The organism is Ureibacillus sp. 179-F W5.1 NHS (assembly GCF_045369345.1).
Taxonomy (GTDB): Bacteria; Bacillota; Bacilli; order Bacillales_A; family Planococcaceae; genus Ureibacillus; species Ureibacillus halotolerans.
In genome coordinates, this window is record NZ_JBIQFG010000048.1 from 1 (window position 1) to 22,181 (window position 22,181).

Genomic DNA, 22,181 nt, shown 5'->3' on the forward strand with positions numbered 1-22,181 from the left:
ATAACATTCGAATTCACGGAACACTAGGCTATTTAACGCCTGTGGAATTCAAGAATAGGTCCTTATAAAGGTTGTCCAGTTTTGTGTTGACATTCCAATACTTATGTTTTTTACATATGGATGGTGGCTTTTAATGCCATTTTTTGTTTTTCCCAGTCTATTTCTTCATCTTGGAATTCCTTCATTTCTGATCTTTATAATTATTTTTTTAAGTGTAGGTATTTTATTTTCAATCTTTTTTATTCCCTTGCATTGGTCCTTTGCAAAGGAATATGCATCAAAAAGAGATAAAAGGAAAATATCAGTATTTTTCCTTATTCAAGGGATAACTGTTTTAAGCGGAAGTATTTTAATTGTGATTGTTTTTTTTCTTTTCTATTATTTTTATAAATAAATGAGATATTTTCGAGACAATGAAATTATAAGAACAACTTTATGAGGATAATAGCGGAGGGAATAATTTTTTTAAATTGTTGTATAACTTTCTAAAATACTTTTTATATTTTTTTATAGGCTGTAATTTAGTTGTAAAAGGTGACTGGTTTATTTTGACTGCTTTTTCATGCTCTTTAGGTGTATCTTTAGGTATTGCCTTAGTTCAATATTATTCAAATAGAAAAGTGAGTCAGAGGTAACCTAATGATCAAAATTGTTTTGTTGATTTAATCATTTGTTCCCTGTTAATGCTATAGAGTTGTTCATAAATCGCTATAAAAACGTTGGTATAACAGGAGTTACGCGCACTTTAGGTGTTGCATTACTTGAACCAAAAATAGAAATGTGACATAATATAAGTTAATTGGATAGTTAAATGTTTTCTAGGGTTCCGCATGATTTCATGGTCTGGTCCGAGAGAAAACTCACAGCACTTTTGCTGTGTCACGGAAGGATAAAAGCCTGGGAGATATTTTAAATATCTCTTAGGCTTTTTTGTTTGGAGGGAGAAAAATGAAATCTTGGTTAAAAGTTTTTCTAGCTGCATTACTAGAAGTATTTTGGGTTATTGGTTTAGCCCATGCAGATGAATTGTGGGAATGGATTGGAACAATCGTTGCCATTCTTATATGTAATTATTTATTAATTAAAGCAACACAGGAACTACCAGCAGGAACGGTGTATGCTGTTTTTGTAGGGCTAGGTACAGCTGGGGCAGTTCTTTCCGAAATCATATTTTTTGATGAACCGTTTCATATTATTAAAATTTTATTAATCGGTTTGTTATTAGTAGGTGTCATTGGATTGAAGTTAGTGACAGACGAAGGTCAGAAGGAGGATGAAGAATAATGGCGTGGTTATCGTTAATTGTTGCTGGGGTTTTTGAAACTTTTGGTGTCGCGATGTTAAATCAATATAGCGTAAGTAGAAGTTGGAAGCCACTCGTTTTTCTATTCCTTGGCTTTTTTATCAGCTTAACGTTGCTTAACTATTCAATGAATACAATACCAATGGGCACGGCCTATGCCATTTGGACGGGTATCGGTGTTGTAGGGGGAACCATAGTCGGAATGCTTTTTTATGGTGAATCTAAGGATTGGAAACGTATTTTATTTATTTTTATTATTTTATGTGCCAGCATTGGATTGAAGTTAGTTTCATAAAAAAGGAAAGCTCTGAGGTTTATAAATACCCCAGAGCTTTTGTTTTGAATCAAACTAAAGAGTAATTACCATATCCCATAAAAAAACACATCCACTAATGTGAAGGTGATATGGGAAAGTCAGAAGGTCATCCTTTACTAATGGTTAACCCTTTTCTGTTAGAAATACTTAAACTCATCGTATCACTATTTACCCAAATTATTTCATTCTCTAAACTTTCAATAAAGACACCTGAGAATGTATTTCCATTTCTGTCAATGACGGTAATACGATCTCCCAGTCGGAGATAAGAATAAGGGTTTTGCACTAACAGTTCTCTTAGTTGTAGAATGTTTTCTAATAACTGATTGTATTGTTCTTGATTTTGTAATTGGTGCTCGATATGCATTTGATTTTGAGAAGTTAACTCATTTTGTAAATTCGATCCCATGTTTTGGATATTTCTTAGTATTGTTTGTAATGTATTGGATAAATGATTAAATTGTTCGTTCATATTCGTTTGTAATTGATTTTGGCCGTTTAACAATCTTTCTTGAGTTTGTTTCAATTGACTTGATAAAGGTCTCATTTCCTGAAGCATTTGTTGATTATTCATTAAAAGATGGCGTTGTTGAAGAAGCATTTGTCTTAGTTCATTGTTTAATCTGTTTACTGTAAGTTCTTGATTATCGGAAAGGGTATCAACTACCCCATTTAAATTCTGGATTTCATTAATCACTGTTTTCTTAAAGGATTGATAACTATTCGAGAGTTCTGCCAACGTATTATTTAAAGTACCTTGTTGTATTTTAGTTTGAATGGAGCTTTGGCAAATGTGTTTATTCATACATTGAAGCTGTTCCAAAATCATTTCATGCTGTTGTTGTGCCGCCAACATAAACTCACTTAATGTATTCGATACAAACGTATGTTGGTTATTGGATTCAACGTTAGAATCGTCTTTTAACCTATATAAATTGTTCACGATGGGTGAATAATAAATGGGGGTTTCCATGTGAATTCTCCTGTCTTTGTGGACATAGTTATTAATACTATATGGAATGACTAGGTGGATGTGACAGGACAGAAGCCTATATGTATCGTTTATTAACAATAAAAAAGCCAGACTAAGACATCTTAGTCTGGCTTACTTATTAATTAAGTTAATTTTTCGATTGTTGCACCTTCTAAGTTTGTAATAAGAACTGTTGGAGCACCAGTTGTTGGTCCAATAGCAATCCAAGTAAGTGTTTCACCTGTCATGCTAACGAAAACACCTAGAAGTGCAGCAGCAGTAGGTGTAGTAACTGAAATTCTATCACCGAATTCTAAATTTAAATTTGGAATCATCACTTTCACCTCCTTATTTCTCTCTAGTTACATTAAATGCACGGGGAAAAAAATTGAAAAGGCAAATGTAATAGGTTTGAAAAAATATTATTTTCTTAAATTGTTATTTAAGGAGTTTCTGAAAAACATGATAGATTCCCATTTTTTAAGCCATTGGATTTGCCTAAAAGGGGAATGAAAGTTTGTTAGCCTAGTCTTCGTGCTAGAGATGGGAACTGGAAACCAGAATAAAATTGTAGGTAAGAACTGGAATTGATAGGCAAAAACATATATTTGGATGGTGAAGGGGGATTTTAGTAATTTATTATAATAGGGGATTGGATGAAAACTTTTTGGTTATTTTGATTAGTGAACAACTTGCAAGCATAAGGAGCGGTAAAAAGGATTGAGCAAACATCATTATTTTTTTGCAGTTAAATTACCAATAGAAGTAAAAGCTTTTTTAAAGGAATGGGTTGAAGCAAAAAAACAGGATTTTCCCTTTGCGAAATGGGTACACCATGAGGATTATCACATTACATTAGCATTTTTAGGTTTTGCGGCAGAAGAGATGAAATATGAAGCCATTCAAACAATGCCTGAAGTGTTAAAGGATGAGCATCCATTTCCCTTAACCCTTCATCAAATAGGAATTTTCGGCCCACATAAAAAACCTCGTATTTTTTGGGCAGGTGTGGAACATTCGAATGAGCTTATTCATTTGCAAAAGAAAGTATATAATCATCTTTTGAAAGTAGGGTTTGAGTTGGATAAAAAGCCCTTTCGCCCTCATATTACGTTAGCAAGGAAATGGAATAGTCCAGAAGAATTTGATCAGAATTTATTAACTGCCATTGAGAATAATCTTTCTTTTACAGTAAACGAAATAATTCTATATGAAACCCACTTAGATCAAACACCAAAATATCATGAATTTGCCCGATTTCTTCTAGAGTAAAAGGAAGGCGAGATGTGATATGATTTTATCATACCTCGCTTTTTTGTATTTCTACATACTAAAAATATTATCAATTTAAATGGGCTCATAAAATGACTTTTAATTGACTTCATACCTATAGGGGTATATATTTGGTTATAATATTAACTGTAATGTAAAAGGTATCATTTATTAAATAAGTATCTTGTAGGTAAAAAGGTAGGAGTGAAAGCTGTAAATGATAGAATGGATTTTAATCATAATTGTAGTAGCACTGTTAGTGTACAGGTTAACACCAACAAAAGGAATTAACACTATTACAACTCAAGAGTTAAAAGCGGTTCTTCATGATCCAGATAAAGTGTTTATCGACGTTCGATCACCGCTGGAATACAAAGCTCAAAATATTAAACAATTTCAAAATATCCCACTAAAATCAAGTTTTAAAAATTTACCGAGAGATAAAGAAATTGTCGTCATTTGCCAAACTGGAATTCGAAGTAATCAAGCTTGTAAGAAGTTAAAAAGACTAGGTTATGAACGGATTACAAATGTTCGTGGCGGTATGGGGCAATGGAATATGGAAAATAGGGGGTAATGACATGAAAGCAGTGACTGCAAAGGAAGTGCAGGAACGATTAGAAAAGGGAGAAAACCTCCATTTAATCGATGTAAGGGAAGTAGATGAGGTGGAAGCAGGCCATATACCAGGTATTCTTCATATCCCATTAGGTCTTCTAGAATTTCGCATGAATGAACTTTCCAAAGAAACGCCTTATATTATGGTTTGTCGCTCGGGTGGTCGAAGTGGAAGAGCTACTGAATTTTTACAAAGCCAAGGTTTTGACGTAACGAATATGAGCGGCGGTATGCTTGCTTGGGAAGGCGAAGTAGAATAAAGTTGTTTTTTTATAATAGGATTGTAACCGGTATAGCGGTTTCAATCCTATTTTTTTATTTTTTATAGTAAAACTATCATACAAAAAGAATAATATAGAACTTTTTTTAATATATTAACTATAAAGGAGTGATAGTATGAGAATTCCCGCATTACCTCAACAAAAGGAAATCAGAAACAGAGGAAGTAAATGGTTTTTTAAAAGAATACGTAACTTTTTTTCCAAAAGAATTATTAAAAAGAGACCTTTCGTTCGTGTCCCGCCTAGAAAATAAAAGCTGTTTCTAATCCTTAAAGGAATAGAACAGCTTTTTCTAATCATCTTTTATAATGTTTCGCTTACAATTCCTCTAGTATCATCGAGCAAAAACATCTCTTCCCTAGGACCAACTAAATATAATTCGTGCATTGCGCGAGTCAAAGCGACATATAACAGTTTTCGGTCAATTGTTGTTGGAAAGTACGGTGTCTCAAAAGCTGCAATGATTACCGCATCAAATTCTAAACCTTTTGCTAAATGGCTCGGTACTACGAGCAGTTTGGACCCGCCAAACACGGATTCTTCACTTAACATTTCAACAGGAACATCAGCTTTTTCTAGTTGCTTTGTATAATAGATCGCCTCTTGATACGTTTTACAAATAAGCGCAATGGATTGGTGACCATGTTGCTTGATTCTTTCGTACAATTCGTTTATTTTACTTGGATCTAACTCCTCCATTTGTACAAAGGTAGGATCATTTCCATGGCGGACAACAGGTTCTACTAAAGGTAAATCTTCGTCCATTTTAGCTAAGATGCGATTAGCCACTTCCATAATTTCGATGGTCGTACGGTAACTTTTTTGTAGGGTAAAATAGTTAGCGCGGGGGAATAATTCTAAAACGGAATTCCATTCTGTTAACGAACGATAACTATGAATTCCTTGTGCTAAATCTCCAACCATCGTAAACATGTCTGTTTCAAGACCACTTTTTAAAGCTTCCAGTTGGAATAGACTGTAGTCTTGTACTTCATCGATAAAGACAACACGCATTTTCCAGTTATCTGCAATTCCTTTAATTTTCGCATGTAAATAGTACAGGGCAGCTAAATCCTCCAATACCCATTTTTCTTTCGTATGAGCATGGAAAAACTTTTCCTGCTCTTCAAAGGTCCATTCTGGAGCAAGTTCTCTTATTAGTAATCGATCGGTTAAAAATTTACGGTACATTTGTTTAATTTTTACTTTTTCAAATCGTTTCATATAAGTGCTTGCAGCAGTTTTCGATAATGCTTTAATTTTTGGAATCCGTGCATCCCGTTCATCGATAAACTTCGTTACAGTTTTTCTTCGTTTCTCAGGATCACGAAGCCCGCTTAATGCTTTACCAATCATCTCTTCATAGCGGGTATTTAATGTTGAGAGAACCGCTTTAGACTTCCTTTTTACCTCTGTTTGTACGACCTTTTTTATACGTTCAATCCGTTTTTCAATAGGCATATAGGAGAATTCTTCTAAAAACAGCTTTTTTAAATGGCTACCCCGCATAATACGATATTTTTCAATAAACACATCTTCATCAAATAATTTTGCCAACGATCGTTCGTGAAGTTTTATATAACGATCGAGTATATCACGGTAAAATAGCGATCCTTTCATTTGGGCAATGTTGAAAGAGGGGAGAGCATCGATTCCTTCTTCTACAATTGTCTCCAACTGTTCGTTCGGATTTTGTAACTTCAACTTAATACCTGTTGCATTTTGAACATATTCTGCATATGTTGTTTGGCAAATGCGTTCGACCCCGAGTTCGGGTAAAACATCACCAATGTATTCAATAAACAATTTATTTGGAGCTAATATCATCAGTTGCTCAGGATTGAAATGTTCCCCCATTGTATATAAAAAATAGGAGATTCGGTGAAGGGCAATCGTCGTTTTTCCACTACCAGCAGCCCCTTGTACTAGGATTGGTTGTTTTAAATGGGCGCGGATAATTTCATTTTGTTCCTTTTGAATCGTGGCTACAATTTCCGTTAGTCTCACATCGGCTTTTCCGGAAAGGGCGTCCTGTAGCAATTCATCATTTGTTGTTAAATCTACATCTTGAAAGCTTAACAATTCTCCATTTTCAATTTTATATTGGCGTTTTGAAAATAAATGTCCCGTATAAATTTCATCGCGTACAGGATACGTAATATCTCCTAATCTTCCGTCGTAGTAGACATTGGCAACGGGGGAACGCCAATCGACGATAATAGGCTCGAAGGTTTCATTATGGAATAGAGAGGTTTTGCCGATATATAAAAGCTCTTCTGCTTCACCTGTTCGTTGGAAATGAATTCTGGCGAAATAAGGCTTTTTCTTTACCGCTTCGAGACTTTCCTTCTGGTTTAAAGCCATTTCAAAAAAGCGAGAGTTCGTTAAAAGGTTAATGTAACTATCACTGGAATCGATATATTCCAAGTTTGCCATCGATTCTTTTATTTTATCTTGAACGGCTTGTAGGTCACGCTGGGATGCTTCTAAAATTTCATCCATATACTGTTTCGTATACTGTAAACGTTCTAACTCTTTTGGAAAATCGGGATGCATCGACGACGAGTTATTTGGTTCGGCCATTTCAATCTCCTCCAATCGTACAGTTGGGCGGTTACGTACATGTTTTAAAGTTAGATAATAATCTTACTAAATTTTCCTTATGAAGGGAAGTCTTGTCCTTCTATTTTTCATGAGGAGTGAGAAAGAGGAAAAAGCTGTTTCCCCATTGGAAAACAGCTTTTATTGAATACTTAAGATTAATGATAAATATAAAGAGAAAACAAGTAAAACGCCCATTATAAAGGACATGATAGCGGGCATCTTTTTGAAAAAGGATACGATCATTAACCCTAAGAAAAGTATAGCGACAGCAAGTAACAACATGCTTGTCGTATTGATAACAAGGTCGGCAGTCATATTTGGCTGAAACTGTCCTTGATAAAATAACGAAAATAGCTTTGAAACACTTTCGTTAGAAACGTTCGTATTTCTTGGTGGTGATTGTTGGCCTAATAAAGCTGTTGCTGAAAAGATGATTAATAAAAATACACTTTCCGTTTTCACCCAAGGAAGGGGATTGAAATGGGTATCTTTTTTCACTTTCCCTCGGATGAAAATACTATTAATGAGGGCAAAAACAATCAATGGAATGATGAAAAGATGTTTCATCAATAATGACTGTCCGTAAGGAATTAACCATGAATTTGTATAGTCCTCAACGACAATATTCATAAGGAGAAGACCAGAAACAAATGTCATACCAAAACAAACGATAGCAACTGGGGTAAACCATTTTAAAAAGTTTAACCAATTGTTATGATTTGTTGCAAACCAACTAACAACAATTAACGTTCCAACCCATACTGTAACAGCAGTAAAGTGGATTGTATCACCAATAAATCCCCATAAAGGCTCGTAAGAACTAGGGTGACTTGACCAACCTAGCGCTAATATTAAAAGGAAAGATAGAAATATCCCAACATACCCATAAAAAGCCTTTATCCTATAATCAAATACAGTGATGTATAGAAGGAGAATAACCGAAACAATAAATGTAAAAAACCAAGCTTTTCCAACTTCAAAGGTGAGCAGTACGGATTGTAACGTATCCGAAAGCCCTTGATTTGGAATTAAGTACAAAAGAATTTGGAGTACAGGGAAGAATGAAAAAATTATAATCCCAATGATGGATAACACTAAAACAAACTTAGGTACTCGCAAAGAAGGAAGATAGTTATTTGGAATTAACGAAAGAATCAAGCTACCTACAAGCAGGGAAAAGCATAAATATAGTAATGCTTGGCTAATCATTCCTAAAACAATCATTCATTATTTCTTCCTTTTCATCATCATGAAGATACTCCCTACAACAATAAGGATAAGAATTACAATAATTGTAGGTACGACATAAGAAGATGCATTTTGTTCCGGTTCTTCCTCTGTAACCGCAGTTTCATTAGTAGATGGAGATGGAGTTTCTACCTCTTTTACTTCTGTTTTTTCAGTATCTGTTTGTTCAACTGTTGTATTTTCTGAAGCCGGCATCTTTACTGAAAAGGGAACTTCCCCATTAATAAGATGGCCGTCTGCACCGATAATATTCCAATTAACGGAGTAATCTCCATTTTCTAATGGAGTGGAAAGAGTGCCACTTAAAATATTGTCTTCTACTGCAATATCATCTACCGGAATCGATTCCCCGGTAGAACTTTCTAATGTAAAGGTACTACTTTGCTCGATTTTCCCTTCAAAGGTTAACGTAATTTCCTTTAACTCAGTATCGATTACTTCACCATTTTGTGGAGAAGAACTTTCTAACCCAGTATGAGCAAAGGCGTTACCGACAAATGTAAATAAAAAAATACTTGTAATAAGTGATAACTTTTTCAACATAAAAGGACCCCCAAACTATTGAAATCTGCTAAATTGTAGCATAGAAAAAAGGGATTGTTGATTATAATGGTCTATGAATTGTATACATTTGAACATTTTTTATACTTTTTGTGAATAGAAAGTCATAATTCACTTTTAGGAAAGGTTTAATGGGAACAAGCTAGAATACTTCATACTAACCGATGAATATAGGAGTGGATGATGATGATTCGCCAAATAAAAGATGAGTTGAATGGGTTGCAGTCGTCCATATACTTTGATGAAAGGCAGTTTTTACGGGAACAGACAAATGCTCCGGATAAATGTTGGGCATTTATTTATAAAGTAGAGCCCTTACTAGAGAAAGAGTGGTCTAAAGAAGACTTTTACTTTCTTTACAGTACTTTAGGATATGTATATCGGGTATTGAATAAGTCAAGGGAGGCTATTGCTTTTTTTGAAAAAGCGCTAAGGTTACAATTGAATCACAATCAGGAAATTGTTACCCTCATTCGTTTAAGCGAAGCATTTAAATACGCAAATGAACATCAAAAATCCCTACAGTTACTTAGGGAAGCGATGAACCAATCAACCGTAAATAGCATCCCTTATTATGAGGATTTTATATTACAACATAGAGGGAAATGTTTAATGGAACTCGGGGAGTTGAATGGGGCTCTAGAGGATTTCTCCCAATCCCTTGCCATTCGAAAAAGAAAGGGGAACAAGGAATTAATTCGTTCTACACAAAAGGCTTTTGATTTATGTATGAAATGTTTAAAAGAAAGGCAAGGGACGAAGTAAGATTTCTATTAAATACCTTTATTAGGTGCAAAATTGTTATGACTTATAAATAGGAGGAAGTACATCATATATGAAAATCTTCGCCCATAGAGGTTATTCTGCAAAATATCCAGAAAATACGTTGGCAGCCTTTGAAGCAGCTGCTCAATTACCGATTCATGGTGTTGAGTTAGATGTTCATTTAACTAAAGATCGAAAACTAGTCGTCATCCATGATGAATCGATTAAACGAACGTCAAATGGGAAGGGCTATGTTAAGGATTTAACCCTTGAACAACTTCGGGAATATGATTTTGGATCATGGTTTAGTGAAGAATTTGCTGGGGAAAAAATTCCTACTCTTCATGAAGTATTAAATGTTTTTAAAGAAACACACCATCGAATCAACATAGAGCTAAAAACAGATGTTTTTATTTATCCGATGTTGGAAGAGCTAGTTTTGAAGGAAGTTGCATCGTTTCAATATGAAGATCGGGTCATACTTTCATCCTTTGATCATGAAGCCGTGGGAAAAATTGCGCGGCTAGCGCCAGATATTGAAAATGCTCCTATTTTTTCTACAATGGTCCTTAATGTAGCGGATTATCAAAAAACGATTCCTGCTAAAGCGCTACATGTCTCGTTGACATCAGCAGTACGAAGTCCAGTTTTAAATGCTATACAGAGGGGTTCGGTTGTCCGAGTTTGGACTGTTAATAAAGTAGAGAAGTTGGATGTTTTAAAGGAAATTGGTGTTGATGGAATTTTCACAGATGAACCAGAGAAGATGATGGAGTATATGTCGAGCTGGGATGAATAAGAAGTATAGAAAGGTGCATGTTCATATACGTGCACCTTTCAAGTTTTTTATAATGAAATATTTAATCTTAATTATAAAAGCTTATTTTTTTCGTAAATATATCTATCGAAAAAGTATTTTTAGATTATAATTACGATTGAACTCAGTCGACAGTACACAAGGAATGGAAGTTTGTCTGGAATGTGAATTCTATTGTGAGATACTAAAAAAAAATGAAAAAATCAGTTCAAAAAAATGGAAATGTATGACACACTAATCATATCAATATTATTGGTGGACTGTGGACATATTAATAGGATTTTAAGTAAATTTTTGAACTTTCGATTGAATTACGGAATTTTTTAAGCTAATATTATGAAAATGTGAGTAATTAAATATTCTGTGTGTCATGAGGGTGTGGATTTGATGGATTATTTTAAGGATGCATTCGATAATGCATTATCAAAAAGCGTAGCTGAGAAGATTATGGAACAAATATTAAATGGTGAGTTAAAACCTGGAGATAGAATTGTTGAAAGTGTTTATGCTGAATTGTTCAATACAAGCCGATCACCGATAAGAGAAGCAATTTATTTATTAGCAACGGAAGGTTTAATAGAGAGAGTTCCGAGAAAGGGAGCCTTTATAAAAGGGTATACTATTAATGAAGTACAAGATCTTTTAGATATACGGAATCATTTAGAAATTCTAGCAGCACAAAGGATTAAAGAACCGAACAAAAAGAAAGATTTGCTAGAGGATATGAAACGAATATTAGAAAAAATGGATCAATGTAATAATCAAAAAGATTATACCCATTTAAACTATGATTTTCATTTTACGCTAATAAAATTCAGTGAAAGCACAGTAATTGAAAGTGTTTATAAGAAAATTGTCCTGCCATTAGTTCGAGTCCAATCTTTACATTTCAAATCGGGAGAAACAATAAATAAATCGAGGGATGATCATCATAAAATTTATGATTTTTTAAAGAATAACGAAGTGGAAGAACTTGTTTCTTTATTACGTAAACATACGGAAGATGTGATTTTAAATCTACGTCGTCAAGTATTTTAATAAACAAACCAAAAAGTCGATTTGTCCCACATATGTTGGGTCCAATCGACTTTAAATTTAGTTCGACTTAAAGGTTTTTAAAAAATAGCATTTGTAATTAGGAATAATACTGTTGGGGCTAATAAACATCCTAAACCGGTATAGAAGGTTGCAGTAACAGCCCCATAAGGTACTAATTTTGGATCTGTTGCCGCTAGACCTCCTGCAACACCAGAGGTAGTTCCCATTAAACCACCATAAACCATTGCAGACATCGGATTATTTAAACCGATATATTTTGCTACAAATGGCGTTCCAACCATAACTAATACGGATTTGATTAGCCCAGCTGCAATGCTAATGGCGATCACTTCAGAACTAGCACCTAGAGTAGCACCGGTTACAGGTCCTACAATATATGTAACCGTACCAGCACCAATAGTTGTCATACTTACTGCATCTTTGTATCCAAATAGGTAAGCAAAGATTACCCCAACAACAAAGGAAAGGATTACTCCGAAGAAAAGGGAAATAACCCCTCTAAAACCTGCCTTTTTAATTTCATCAAAATTTGCTCCGAATGAAGTGGCTACGATGGCAAAGTCTCGTAACATACTCCCTCCTAAGAAACCTATGCCAGCTAGAAAACTAATGTCTGCAAGTCCTTTAGATCCTTCCGTAACGACCCCACCAATATAGGCTAAAAGTAGGCCAAGAACAATCGCAATGGCTGAACCGTGAATTTTTCCCTTTGTTAGTTTATTGGAAATAAAATAGGCAAGCCACATTGTTAATCCAATTACGAGGAATGCCGTAACAAATCCGTTATCGGTAAAGACGCCTTTTATCATATCAAGCATCTGCTTCACCCCTTATAGCTGGATTACGAAAAGCGGGTTCTTCTTTTTGCTTTCCACTTAGGATAGGAACAAATGCCCAACTAACGACTACTACTGTAATTCCGGCTATAATAGCTAAAGGTCCGCCTGTTAAAGCACCTAACACATTTTGGCTTGCTGCCATTGCAACAACAACTGGGATATACATTTGATTCCAAAAACTTAAGCCATCTAGTGAAGGTTTACTAATTTTCCCTGATTTAACAAGCTTATCAACAATAATGATTAATAGCAGCATGGCAATTCCTACGCCGCCAACATTTGAATCGACTCCCATTAAATCTCCTATTAACTCCCCTACAATAGTGCCAACTAAAAAACATCCAGCTAAAATAGCTACACCGTAAATCACCATATTTCTGACACCCCTTTATTAAAACTATTAAGTTCGTGAATATTCAGTCGACTGTATTCTGTGACCATCATAATTTATTAAAAAATATAAATCAACTAAAATTTTTCCTTAAGCAGAAAAAAACTGAAATTACGATTGAAATTTAAAATCTATTGTTTTATTATTTATGTATACAGTCGACCGTTTATAAAAATTTCTATTAATTTTTGAGACGTGGAGACAAAGATAGAGGCTTTAATGAAGCTCGATGAAAAATAGAAGAGTCTTTTAACAGAAAACGTAAAATTCCATTTTCGTTGGAGAGGAGGGATTAAGTGAAAAGTGCGTTTCTCTTTCCAGGTCAAGGATCACAATATGTGGGCATGTTAAATGATTTACCTAATGATCCAGTTGTAAAACATATTTTAGAAGAAAGCAGTGATTTATTACATTTACCAATTGAATCACTGCATAACAATAAAGCGCTTTCAACAACGAAAGCGGTGCAACAATGTTTATTAATTGCATCTGTCAGTACGTATAAAGTGTTTGAAAAAAATGGCTTAATTCCATCTTTTGTTGCCGGGCATTCTGTTGGTGCTTTTGGTGCAGCAGTTGCAGCAGGGGTGCTTACCTTTGAGGAAGCACTTAAATTAGTTACGTTGCGTGGCGAGTTGATGGAGCGAACATGTGATCATGGATATGGAATGGCCGTCGTACTAGGTTTAGATGAATATCGACTGTCGGAAATCGTTCAACAATTCTTTAACGAGGAAGAACCCGTTTATGTATCAAATCGAAATTCACCAACCCAATTGACTTTATCTGGCTCCATAAAGGGGTTAGAAAAGGTTATAGATTATGTGAAAACCCATGGAGCGACTTCTGCCCGCTTACTAAATGTCTCAACTCCTTCCCACTGTCCATTATTTAAAAATGTAAGTGAGGAACTATTGGGTGAGTTAAATAAGCTCGATTTGAAAAGGCCGAAAATCCCAATATCGAGTAACGTGAATTCTAGATTATTAAGGCAAGCGGATGCAGTAAAAGAAGATTTAGCTAAAAGTATTTGTTATCCGGTTAGGTGGCATGATGCAGTTAATTTGCTTTATGAAACGGGTACTCGATTATTTATTGAAATGCCACCTGGTGATGTATTAACTAAGTTAGCAAACCAAGCATTTTCGGAAGTTCGAACGATGGCTATTTCGAAAAGTAATATCGATGATTGTTTCTATGTTATGTCAAATTAAAAAATAGAGGTGTGAAAAATGGTTTTGACAAATATACCGAAAGTAACAAGATCATGGACAACAAGGTTGGAAGCAAAAAAAGAAAGAATGGAAAGTGTAAAAAGTTTAGTCGATGGTGTCATTATTCCTACTGATCGTATTGTCGAAGCAATGGAATTATTAATTCGACCAGGGGATCGTGTTGTACTTGAAGGGAATAATCAAAAACAAGCGTCTTTTTTATCCCAATCTCTTGTGCAAGTGGATCCAAAAAAAGTTCATGATTTGCATATGATTATGTCCAGCATTTCAAGACCTGAACATTTAGATATTTTTGAAGAAGGAATTGCTAGAAAAATAGATTTCTCCTACGCTGGGCCTCAAAGTTTACGAATCGCCCAAATGATTGAAGATGGAAAAATCGAATTGGGGGATTTGCATACTTACATTGAATTATATGGTCGATTATTTATTGATTTAATTCCTTCCGTTGCATTAGTGGCAGCAGATAAAGCCGATCGATACGGCAATCTTTATACTGGCCCTAATACAGAAGAAACACCAACATTAGTGGAAGCAGCTGCCTTTAGAGATGGTATTGTCATAGCTCAAGTGAATGAAATCGTAGACGAATTACCGCGGGTAGACATACCAAGTTCGTGGGTTGATTTTATCGTAGTTGCGGATGAACCGTATGAGCTAGAACCTCTCTTTACAAGGGATCCCCGCCATATAACAGATATTCAAATTTTACAAGCAATGATGGTGATTCGTGGAATTTATGAAAAACACGGTGTGAAATCATTAAACCACGGAATTGGTTTTAATACGGCAGCTATCGAGTTACTACTACCTACTTATGCCGCATCACTAGGGCTTAAAGGGAAGATCTGTACAAACTGGGTGTTAAATCCGCACCCTACGTTAATACCAGCTATTGAGTCAGGTTGGGTTGAAAGTGTTCATTGCTTCGGTGGTGAACTAGGAATGGAAAAGTATGTGGAAGCAAGAAGAGATATTTTCTTCACAGGAAAAGATGGTAGCCTTCGTTCAAATCGTACGTTAGCCCAGTTAGCTGGTCAATATGCCGTTGATTTATTCATCGGTTCTACTTTACAAATGGATGGTTTAGGGAATTCATCTACTGTCACAAAAGGTCGTGTTGCAGGATATGGTGGAGCGCCAAATATGGGCCATGATCCGGGAGGTCGACGCCATTCAACGGAAGCTTGGTATAACATGATGACTTCCGATGATCCGTTAGCACGAGGTAAAAAATTGGTCGTTCAAGTTGCAGAGACATTCCAAGAAGCAAATAAGCCCGTTTTCGTTGAATCCCTTGATGCTATTAGTGTGAAAGATCAGGCGAAATTAGCTTTAGCACCAGTGATGATTTATGGGGAGGACGTAACCCATGTTGTAACGGAAGAAGGAATTGCTTATCTTTATAAATCCGACAGCATATCTGAAAGAAGAGAAATGATTGCTTCTGTCGCAGGGGTTACACCAATCGGTATGGAGAGCAATCCGAAAACAGCCGAACGTTTACGTCAACAAGGGTTAATTGCTATGCCGGAAGATTTAGGTATTCGTCGTTCCGATGCGAAAAGGTCCTTACTTGCTGCTAAAAATATTGACGAACTTGTTCAATGGTCCGGTGGTTTATATACACCTCCAGCGAAATTTAGAAGTTGGTAATAAAAAGAGGAGGCGAGGAGTATGCAAGATCCTCATCGTTTATCAACAACGTTAGCCCGTTTAGCGGTTGAATCATTAATTGAAGAAGTATCGCTTACTCCAAAGCCCGGTCTTGTGGATAGGATTGATCAAGGTTCCCATAATGATTTAACCTTTTCATTGATGGTGGAGTCGGCCAAAAGTTTATACACGACATTTTACAATATGGCAATGGTTGCCTATAACGAAGGAACATCTCAATTTTTGCGAGAAAAAATCGGTGAGATTGGTCGTGAAGGTGAAAGGCAAATGTTTCAAGTGACAAAGGGGGTCAATACCCATAAAGGAGCCATTTGGTCCCTTGGATTACTTACTGCAGCAGCAGCTATTCATAAAGGGCAGTCCGATGAAATTACGTTATGCCATACCGCAGGGGAAATTGCCCGATATGAAGATCGTTTTATACCTCACCAAATAACAAATGGTATAAAGGCTGTTCAAAAATATGGTGTACACGGAGCAAAGGCAGAGGCACAGCAAGCTTTTCCTCATATTCGGAAATTTAGCTTACCTGTATTTAAAGCAACCGTAAACGAATTGGATGAAAAAACAGCAAAACTCAATGCATTTTTAGCGTTAATGGCCAACTTAGACGATACGTGTTTATTGCACCGGGGTGGTCTTGAAGGTTTACAATACGCAAAGCAATATGCCCAACATGTTTTAAATGCAGGTAATCTTCATGAACTTCAAATAATGAACGAACAATTTAAAGAGCGTAACTTATCACCAGGGGGCAGCGCCGATTTATTAGCTGCAACGATTTATTTATATAAAATTAGTCAGTTTACTTTTTCTACTGAGGAAGTTTACGCAACGATAAATTAAAGGGGAGTGATTTTAGTGGAAAAATTAGTATATTCCTTTCCAGCTTCAAAAACGATCGAAAGACCGGCACACGTTGGCGTCGTAGGATCTGGAGATTTAGAAGTATTAGTCCAACCTAGTAATCAGAATGAAACAGTTGTAGAAATTCGTACAGGTATTACGGGATTCCAAGATACGTGGAAAAAGGTTATTGAACGATTTGTTAGTCAGCATAACATTGCTGCTTTCATTACGATTAATGATTTTGGCGCAACACCAGGCGTTGTTTCGATTCGATTAGCTCAAGCGGTGGAGGTGAGTTTAAATGACACAAATGATAACTGAGAGTTTAGTAGAGAGTTTAGCGCGGGAAAGAGCATTTCAACTATTAGATAAAGGAACGGCCTATGAAATTTTAGGACCTTTCGATCGAATGGAATCACCCCATCTTGTGGCTCAAAATATCGTTCCCCAATATGATGATGGCATGATTATTGTTAAAGGAACATTAAATGGAAAGCCAACTGTAATTATTTCAATAGAAGGAAATTTCCAAGGTGGCGGAATTGGCGAAGTATCTGGTGCGAAATTAGCAGGTACTTTAGAAAAGGTATTGAAAGAGTGTAAAAACGATCAAACGGTTTATCCGGTCATCATTTATGATACAGGTGGAGTACGCCTTCAAGAAGCAAATTATGGTTTATTGTCCATTGCAGAAATTAGTGCGGCAATTGTTGAACTGCGAGAGTATGTTCCGGTAGTAGGTATCATTCCTGGGAAAATTGGATCCTTCGGTGGTATGTCATTAACTGCTGGTTTATGTAGTGCCTTAATTATGACTCGGGAAGGTCGTTTAGGAATGAACGGACCTGAAGTAGTAGAACAAGAAGCAGGTATCCGTGAACTGGATTCGAAAAATAAACAATTGATTTGGAAAATGATTGGTGGGGCAATGCGTAACGAGGTTGGTCTTGCGGATATCGTTGTAGAAGATGATGTAGTGAATTTTAAAAATGCCATTCAAAGTGTTTGGAATGGAGAGATTGAATTAAAACAGCGAACAAAACAGGTCGACCATTTCTTAACTTTATTTAAATCTTTAAATGTCGAAGAAAAAATTTCTCCAGAGCAAGCAAAGGAACTTTTAAAAAACATAGCTCCTAAAAATTCAAATACGGTACCTGCCCCAAAGGAAACCGTTAATAGTAGAGGAAGAAAATGGTTCGAAATATTAACTGGGGGGCAGAAATCGATTAGTGAAATCCCTTCTGTATTAGTAGCAGATACGGAGATTAAAGGAGTGAAGGCACGAGTAATTGCAGTTGTTCCAAACCCTGAGAATCCATTTTATCGGGCACGAAATGGCGAAGTAGGCTTATTAGAAGGATGGGCGATTGCTAAATATGTTCGAGAAGCGATGGTAGAAGATGCCCACTTAGAAGATAAACGTCTAATTGTTCCTGTTGTTGATGTGCCAAGTCAAGCGTTTGGCTATCATGAGGAGTTATTTGGAATTTATTTATCTTGTTCATCCGCAGTAGATGCCTATGCTTCAGCTAGGTTAATTGGCCATCCAATCGTTGCAGCCATCGTTGGGAAAGCCATTTCTGGAGCATTTTTATCCCACGGTATGCAGGCGAATCGATTAATTGCTTTACATGATGAAGGGGTAAATGTCCATGTAATGTCTAAAAAATCCGCTGCTATTATTACACAACGAACAATTGAAGAATTAGATTTAGCAGCAAAAGACGTTCCTTCTATGGCTTATGACATTGAGTCATTTAAAAAATTAGGTGCCCTTTATAACTTAATAGAAGGTATTAATGCAGATAACCCTTCATCGGAACATGCTGAGTTATTCATTGATTCGATTCTTGCAGCCTATGATGATATTCAAAAAGATGCCGTAAGAGATTTATCAAATCGTTTAAAAACAGAGATTGCTGTAGCTTCCGGTCGAGTGGCTTCTATAAAGGTAAGGGAAATGATTGAGCAACAATGGAAGTAAAGGTGCATGATATTGTTAAGTTCAACAACCTCGATCAGTTAGAGCCAATTTCGGTGATACCAGAATGGGTTTATGATGCTCAATCAGCAGCTAACTACGGTGTTGTACGAAGAATGCCCGTTAGCAATCAATTAATCCCCATTGGATTGCGCGGAAACAGTAGAGAGCAGCGGTTTGGCACATTTATACATGAAAATCATGTTGTCGAAGTTATAACACCTAATTCTTTAGTAAATCGGATTGATAGGTTTAACAATAAATTTTATTATCCAATCTTAAACGAAATTCGCGATCAATTTCAGAAGTTTGATTTAATATGGGGACCAACGGGAAGCATCGGTTTTGAAATAGCTACCTCCATTAACGTAACAACAGGTAAGAGCGATATTGATCTTTCTATTTATGTAGATTCTATAGAAGAATCGTTACTAGAAGAGGTTGGCAAATGTTTAAACGGCTTTTCGAAACCGATTGATGTCCAAGTGGAAGTTCCAAATATAGGGGCCTTTCTATTAAAAGATTATTTGAGTAATAAAGACCAAGGTTTTATTGTTCGAACGGCTTTTGGTCCCCATTTATGTCGTATAAAAGATAGTAAAATTAAAATTCTTCAAGCTTAAAACAAATGTCCCAATCGCCTTACGATTGGGACATTTTTATAAAGGCTAATCTACCATTTTGCTATATGTTCTTCTATACAACCTAGCATTTGTTGGATGACGAGGGTACTGCCATCTTCCAACTTAACTTGTCCATTATAGTAGCCAACAAGTTGATGGACTTCAGATTTTACTAATTTCACATCCGTTTTGGCAACCCGTTCAAAAAACGGATGGAAAGTTAAAATTACCTGATCTGAAAACTTTGTTGTGATGTACCAAGGTTTCATGAAATTTTTTCTGTCATAATTAAACAATACATCTTCATGAATCTTTGTCATTTTACCATCTACAAAAACAGCATTTTCAGTCATACCCGTTCCGTCTGTCCATTTGCCTCCAAAGTTTAAGCCAACCCGTTGATTTCGCACTCGTTGAGATGCCATCCCCCAATTCCACAACGCTTCCCTCGGCCAAATACCTCTACCAAAATCAAGTACCGCATAACAGTCTTCTTCAAAAAATTGATAATTTCGTTCTCCTATTTTCACAAAACCTGTAGTCGGTAATGTATGATGCTTTGCAGTAAATTGGAAGGTTTGTCGGTTCCAAGGTATGACGACATTCAGTGTATCGTCCTCTTTAGGATGGTGGATCGTTAATTCTGCATGTAAAGCTTCATTATCAAAGTTTTTGGAAGTGACATTTAAAAAGGTTTGATTTTGAAAGAACGTAATATTAATATGAACTTCGCTATTGGCAAAACGAATAGGCTCTAACACTCTCGATGGCATTTTTAGTTTCGTACCTATGCCAAGGGGAATCGTAATCGTTTTTTCAAAGAATCGTTGGGTTTCATATTCTAAAAAATAGATAAAACAAGTCGCCGCATAATCAAAATGGCATATCGTTACGGAAAATAATATTTCCTCTCCATAGACGCACCAATAATTCCATTTTTTCTTCCTTAAGTAGTGACCAGATAAGTTGCAATCGATGATAGGTTTACGAGCAAAACCGATAGCTTCCGGATTTAAGTTTCCTTTTCTATCACATAGCCGTGTAAGTTCAATAATTTCTCTTTCAGCGTGCTGCGTCAATGCCAACATCCTCTCAATCAAATTATCTAGGATCTCTTTCTATTGGAAGTAAAATATGATGATTCAATGCAAAATATATCAACTGCCAAGCATTTGTAATATTTTTAACATTATGAAGAGTCTAGAATCCTTTCTTATTATTGTAGCAAAATGTAGAACCAATTAGTTTAAGGACATTAAATTAATATTAAATTGTAACAAAATGACAGTCTTATTGAAGGGAAATTAAATTGATATGAAAAATGATGACAATGAAGCATAGAATGGTAAAAAAGGAGATTGAACCATTCCAATTTATTACAATCGTCAAGCGGCGGTTCAGTATGCGAGAACTTGGTGGAATCGAAAAAACCCCAATTACCCGGCTTTTTCAGTGGATTGTACAAACTTTGTATCCCAATGTTTACGGGCAGGAGGAGCCCCGATGTCAGGTGCACCGAATCGAGGAAAAGGTTGGTGGATTACAGACGGTTGGAGAAGAGGGAGTGGTAATGGATATTACTCGAATGAAACATGGAGTTATAGCTGGTCCGTCTCCCACAGTTTTCGTTTGTATTTAGAAAACGCCAAATCAGGATTAACTGCTAAACGTGTCCAATCCCCATCGGAACTGGAAATTGGTGATGTCATTTGTTATGACTTTCAAGGAAACGGGGTAATCGACCATACAACGATTGTGACGAGTATGGTAAATGGAGTACCTTATATCCATGCCCATACAGTAGATAGTGCGGATCGCCATTATGATTATTCAAACTCCTACGCCTATACTCCAAACACGAAATACTACTTTTTCAAAATCGATGATGTGTTTTATTAAAAATTGTTTGCAATAATAACAATTTATTGAGAATTGTAAAAAAGCTAAGTATATTTTAAAACGTAAAATTATATGGTAAGGTTTATTGAAGATGAATGAAAAAGGGTTAGAGTTAGTTTTTTAAGGAGAGAAGAATATGAACCAACAATCGTTATCAGTGCGTGAAGCAATTATTGGAAGACGGTCAATTAAAAGGTTCAATGGTCAACCGGTTGATCGGGAAGATTTAATGAATATTATTGACGACGCAGTATGGGCACCTAATCATAAAAATAGAGAGCCATGGCGATTAGTTGTTGCATGTGGAGAAGAGATTTTTGAATTGCACAAGCTTTTAAGAGATACAACCATTCCTAAATGGAAGGAACTATCGGAGGAATCGCTAGAAAAGCAAATGCAAAAATTCACATTAGCAGGAGCCTTTGTGTTTGTTATCGTTCCTGAAGATGTACGCCAAAAACAACGTTTAGAAGATTTCGCTGCAGCAAGCACATTCATTCAAAACATTCAATTACTTGCATGGGATTATGGTATCGGATCCTGTTGGAAAACTCCAGATTTCTTAGATGCACCGGATTTCCGAACTGCTTTAGGTGTACAGCCAGGTGAAAGAATTATTTCAATGTTGCAATTAGGCTATTTTGATGAATTGCCGAAAGCGGCAGAGCGAAAAAAATCAGACCAAATTGTGACGATTTTCGGCCAAGGGGAGAAGAAGTAATATCCCTTCTATTCAATGTTGATGAAAAGTTAGTTTGAAAAAATGCATTAATAAAACACTAGGGTACTTGGTACTGACCATCATTTTTGAGACAATAAGAAAACACCCTACTTTACAGTTAGTTGACGGTATTTAACCGGCGATTG

General features: G+C 35.9%; 24 protein-coding genes and 1 riboswitch. Of the genes, 16 read left to right on the forward strand and 8 right to left on the reverse strand.

What is annotated here, in order from left to right:
- Positions 1-807 precede the first annotated feature (807 nt).
- Positions 808-906: riboswitch (guanidine-I (ykkC/yxkD leader) on the forward strand.
- Positions 907-948: 42 nt separating this feature from the next.
- Together ACH0B5_RS15720 and ACH0B5_RS15725 are read left to right on the forward strand one after the other, a co-directional pair.
- A complete protein-coding gene (locus tag ACH0B5_RS15720) occupies positions 949-1,284 on the forward strand; it encodes a DMT family transporter (protein WP_122972785.1) in 336 nt (111 codons plus the stop codon).
- On the forward strand, positions 1,284-1,598 hold the full coding sequence (locus ACH0B5_RS15725; protein WP_122972786.1) for a DMT family transporter: 315 nt from the start codon (positions 1,284-1,286) through the stop codon (positions 1,596-1,598). Before ACH0B5_RS15720 ends, ACH0B5_RS15725 begins: the two co-directional genes overlap by 1 nt.
- A gap of 127 nt (positions 1,599-1,725) precedes the next feature.
- On the opposite strand, the gene ACH0B5_RS15730 is transcribed toward ACH0B5_RS15725, so the two are convergent.
- Positions 1,726-2,592, reverse strand: coding sequence for a hypothetical protein (locus ACH0B5_RS15730; protein ID WP_122972787.1), 867 nt, complete (start codon positions 2,590-2,592; stop codon positions 1,726-1,728).
- A 143-nt stretch (positions 2,593-2,735) separates the two neighbouring features.
- Positions 2,736-2,927: a hypothetical protein gene (locus ACH0B5_RS15735; protein WP_122972788.1), complete on the reverse strand. Its 192-nt coding sequence runs from the start codon at positions 2,925-2,927 to the stop codon at positions 2,736-2,738.
- 385 nt (positions 2,928-3,312) lie between these two features.
- On the opposite strand from ACH0B5_RS15735, the gene thpR reads away from it, so the two are divergent.
- From thpR to ACH0B5_RS15750, 3 genes are all read left to right on the forward strand, one after another.
- Complete coding sequence (gene thpR / locus ACH0B5_RS15740; protein WP_122972789.1) at positions 3,313-3,864, forward strand: RNA 2',3'-cyclic phosphodiesterase; 552 nt, start codon at positions 3,313-3,315, stop codon at positions 3,862-3,864.
- Positions 3,865-4,081: 217 nt separating this feature from the next.
- Positions 4,082-4,441 carry a rhodanese-like domain-containing protein gene (locus tag ACH0B5_RS15745; protein WP_174232697.1) on the forward strand — a complete coding sequence of 120 codons (360 nt, stop codon included), beginning with the start codon at positions 4,082-4,084 and terminating at the stop codon, positions 4,439-4,441.
- A gap of 4 nt (positions 4,442-4,445) precedes the next feature.
- Positions 4,446-4,742, forward strand: a complete 297-nt coding sequence (locus tag ACH0B5_RS15750; RefSeq protein WP_122972790.1) for a rhodanese-like domain-containing protein — start codon at positions 4,446-4,448, stop codon at positions 4,740-4,742.
- Positions 4,743-5,066: 324 nt separating this feature from the next.
- Here the strand turns inward: ACH0B5_RS15750 and helD are convergent, their stop codons facing one another.
- The 3 genes from helD to ACH0B5_RS15765 all read right to left on the reverse strand — a co-directional run bounded on the left by helD (position 5,067) and on the right by ACH0B5_RS15765 (position 9,158).
- Entirely contained in the window at positions 5,067-7,346 is a 2,280-nt protein-coding gene (gene helD, locus ACH0B5_RS15755) for an RNA polymerase recycling motor HelD (RefSeq protein ID WP_241559352.1), read from the reverse strand.
- A 159-nt stretch (positions 7,347-7,505) separates the two neighbouring features.
- Positions 7,506-8,591, reverse strand: a complete 1,086-nt coding sequence (locus ACH0B5_RS15760) for a copper resistance D family protein (RefSeq protein ID WP_341361558.1) — start codon at positions 8,589-8,591, stop codon at positions 7,506-7,508.
- A 3-nt stretch (positions 8,592-8,594) separates the two neighbouring features.
- Complete coding sequence (locus ACH0B5_RS15765; protein ID WP_122972792.1) at positions 8,595-9,158, reverse strand: copper resistance CopC family protein; 564 nt, start codon at positions 9,156-9,158, stop codon at positions 8,595-8,597.
- Positions 9,159-9,362: 204 nt separating this feature from the next.
- Here ACH0B5_RS15765 and ACH0B5_RS15770 point away from each other — a divergent pair, with 204 nt between their 5' ends.
- The 3 genes from ACH0B5_RS15770 (at position 9,363) to ACH0B5_RS15780 (ending at position 11,796) form a co-directional block, all read left to right on the forward strand.
- Complete coding sequence (locus ACH0B5_RS15770; RefSeq protein ID WP_158599714.1) at positions 9,363-9,941, forward strand: tetratricopeptide repeat protein; 579 nt, start codon at positions 9,363-9,365, stop codon at positions 9,939-9,941.
- A 70-nt stretch (positions 9,942-10,011) separates the two neighbouring features.
- Positions 10,012-10,740, forward strand: a complete 729-nt coding sequence (locus tag ACH0B5_RS15775) for a glycerophosphodiester phosphodiesterase (protein ID WP_122972794.1) — start codon at positions 10,012-10,014, stop codon at positions 10,738-10,740.
- A gap of 405 nt (positions 10,741-11,145) precedes the next feature.
- Positions 11,146-11,796 carry a GntR family transcriptional regulator gene (locus tag ACH0B5_RS15780; RefSeq protein ID WP_122972795.1) on the forward strand — a complete coding sequence of 217 codons (651 nt, stop codon included), beginning with the start codon at positions 11,146-11,148 and terminating at the stop codon, positions 11,794-11,796.
- Between the two features lie 77 nt (positions 11,797-11,873).
- Here the strand turns inward: ACH0B5_RS15780 and madM are convergent, their stop codons facing one another.
- Together madM and madL are read right to left on the reverse strand one after the other, a co-directional pair.
- Positions 11,874-12,635, reverse strand: coding sequence for a malonate transporter subunit MadM (gene madM, locus ACH0B5_RS15785; RefSeq protein ID WP_122972796.1), 762 nt, complete (start codon positions 12,633-12,635; stop codon positions 11,874-11,876).
- Positions 12,628-13,029, reverse strand: coding sequence for a malonate transporter subunit MadL (gene madL, locus ACH0B5_RS15790; protein ID WP_122972797.1), 402 nt, complete (start codon positions 13,027-13,029; stop codon positions 12,628-12,630). The genes madM and madL overlap by 8 nt, the downstream gene beginning before the upstream one ends.
- 314 nt (positions 13,030-13,343) lie before the next feature.
- Here madL and ACH0B5_RS15795 point away from each other — a divergent pair, with 314 nt between their 5' ends.
- Genes ACH0B5_RS15795 through ACH0B5_RS15820 form a run of 6 tightly spaced genes read left to right on the forward strand, consistent with a single transcriptional unit; the run spans position 13,344 to position 19,415 of the window.
- Complete coding sequence (locus ACH0B5_RS15795) at positions 13,344-14,261, forward strand: ACP S-malonyltransferase (RefSeq protein ID WP_122972798.1); 918 nt, start codon at positions 13,344-13,346, stop codon at positions 14,259-14,261.
- Positions 14,262-14,279: 18 nt separating this feature from the next.
- Entirely contained in the window at positions 14,280-15,938 is a 1,659-nt protein-coding gene (mdcA, locus tag ACH0B5_RS15800) for a malonate decarboxylase subunit alpha (RefSeq protein WP_122972799.1), read from the forward strand.
- Between the two features lie 21 nt (positions 15,939-15,959).
- Positions 15,960-16,805 (forward strand): triphosphoribosyl-dephospho-CoA synthase, encoded by an 846-nt coding sequence (locus tag ACH0B5_RS15805; RefSeq protein ID WP_122972800.1) that lies wholly within the window; start codon positions 15,960-15,962, stop codon positions 16,803-16,805.
- 15 nt (positions 16,806-16,820) lie between these two features.
- Positions 16,821-17,129, forward strand: coding sequence for a malonate decarboxylase subunit delta (locus tag ACH0B5_RS15810; RefSeq protein ID WP_122972801.1), 309 nt, complete (start codon positions 16,821-16,823; stop codon positions 17,127-17,129).
- Positions 17,110-18,795, forward strand: coding sequence for a biotin-independent malonate decarboxylase subunit beta (locus ACH0B5_RS15815; protein ID WP_122972802.1), 1,686 nt, complete (start codon positions 17,110-17,112; stop codon positions 18,793-18,795). The genes ACH0B5_RS15810 and ACH0B5_RS15815 overlap by 20 nt, the downstream gene beginning before the upstream one ends.
- Entirely contained in the window at positions 18,786-19,415 is a 630-nt protein-coding gene (locus ACH0B5_RS15820) for a malonate decarboxylase holo-ACP synthase (RefSeq protein ID WP_122972803.1), read from the forward strand. The genes ACH0B5_RS15815 and ACH0B5_RS15820 overlap by 10 nt, the downstream gene beginning before the upstream one ends.
- A 50-nt stretch (positions 19,416-19,465) precedes the next feature.
- On the opposite strand, the gene ACH0B5_RS15825 is transcribed toward ACH0B5_RS15820, so the two are convergent.
- Entirely contained in the window at positions 19,466-20,494 is a 1,029-nt protein-coding gene (locus ACH0B5_RS15825) for a DUF2804 domain-containing protein (protein WP_122972804.1), read from the reverse strand.
- A 292-nt stretch (positions 20,495-20,786) separates the two neighbouring features.
- Here ACH0B5_RS15825 and ACH0B5_RS15830 point away from each other — a divergent pair, with 292 nt between their 5' ends.
- Positions 20,787-21,314 (forward strand): amidase domain-containing protein, encoded by a 528-nt coding sequence (locus ACH0B5_RS15830; RefSeq protein ID WP_241559353.1) that lies wholly within the window; start codon positions 20,787-20,789, stop codon positions 21,312-21,314.
- Positions 21,315-21,450: 136 nt separating this feature from the next.
- Positions 21,451-22,035: a nitroreductase family protein gene (locus tag ACH0B5_RS15835; RefSeq protein WP_122972806.1), complete on the forward strand. Its 585-nt coding sequence runs from the start codon at positions 21,451-21,453 to the stop codon at positions 22,033-22,035.
- The last annotated feature ends 146 nt before the right edge of the window (positions 22,036-22,181 follow it).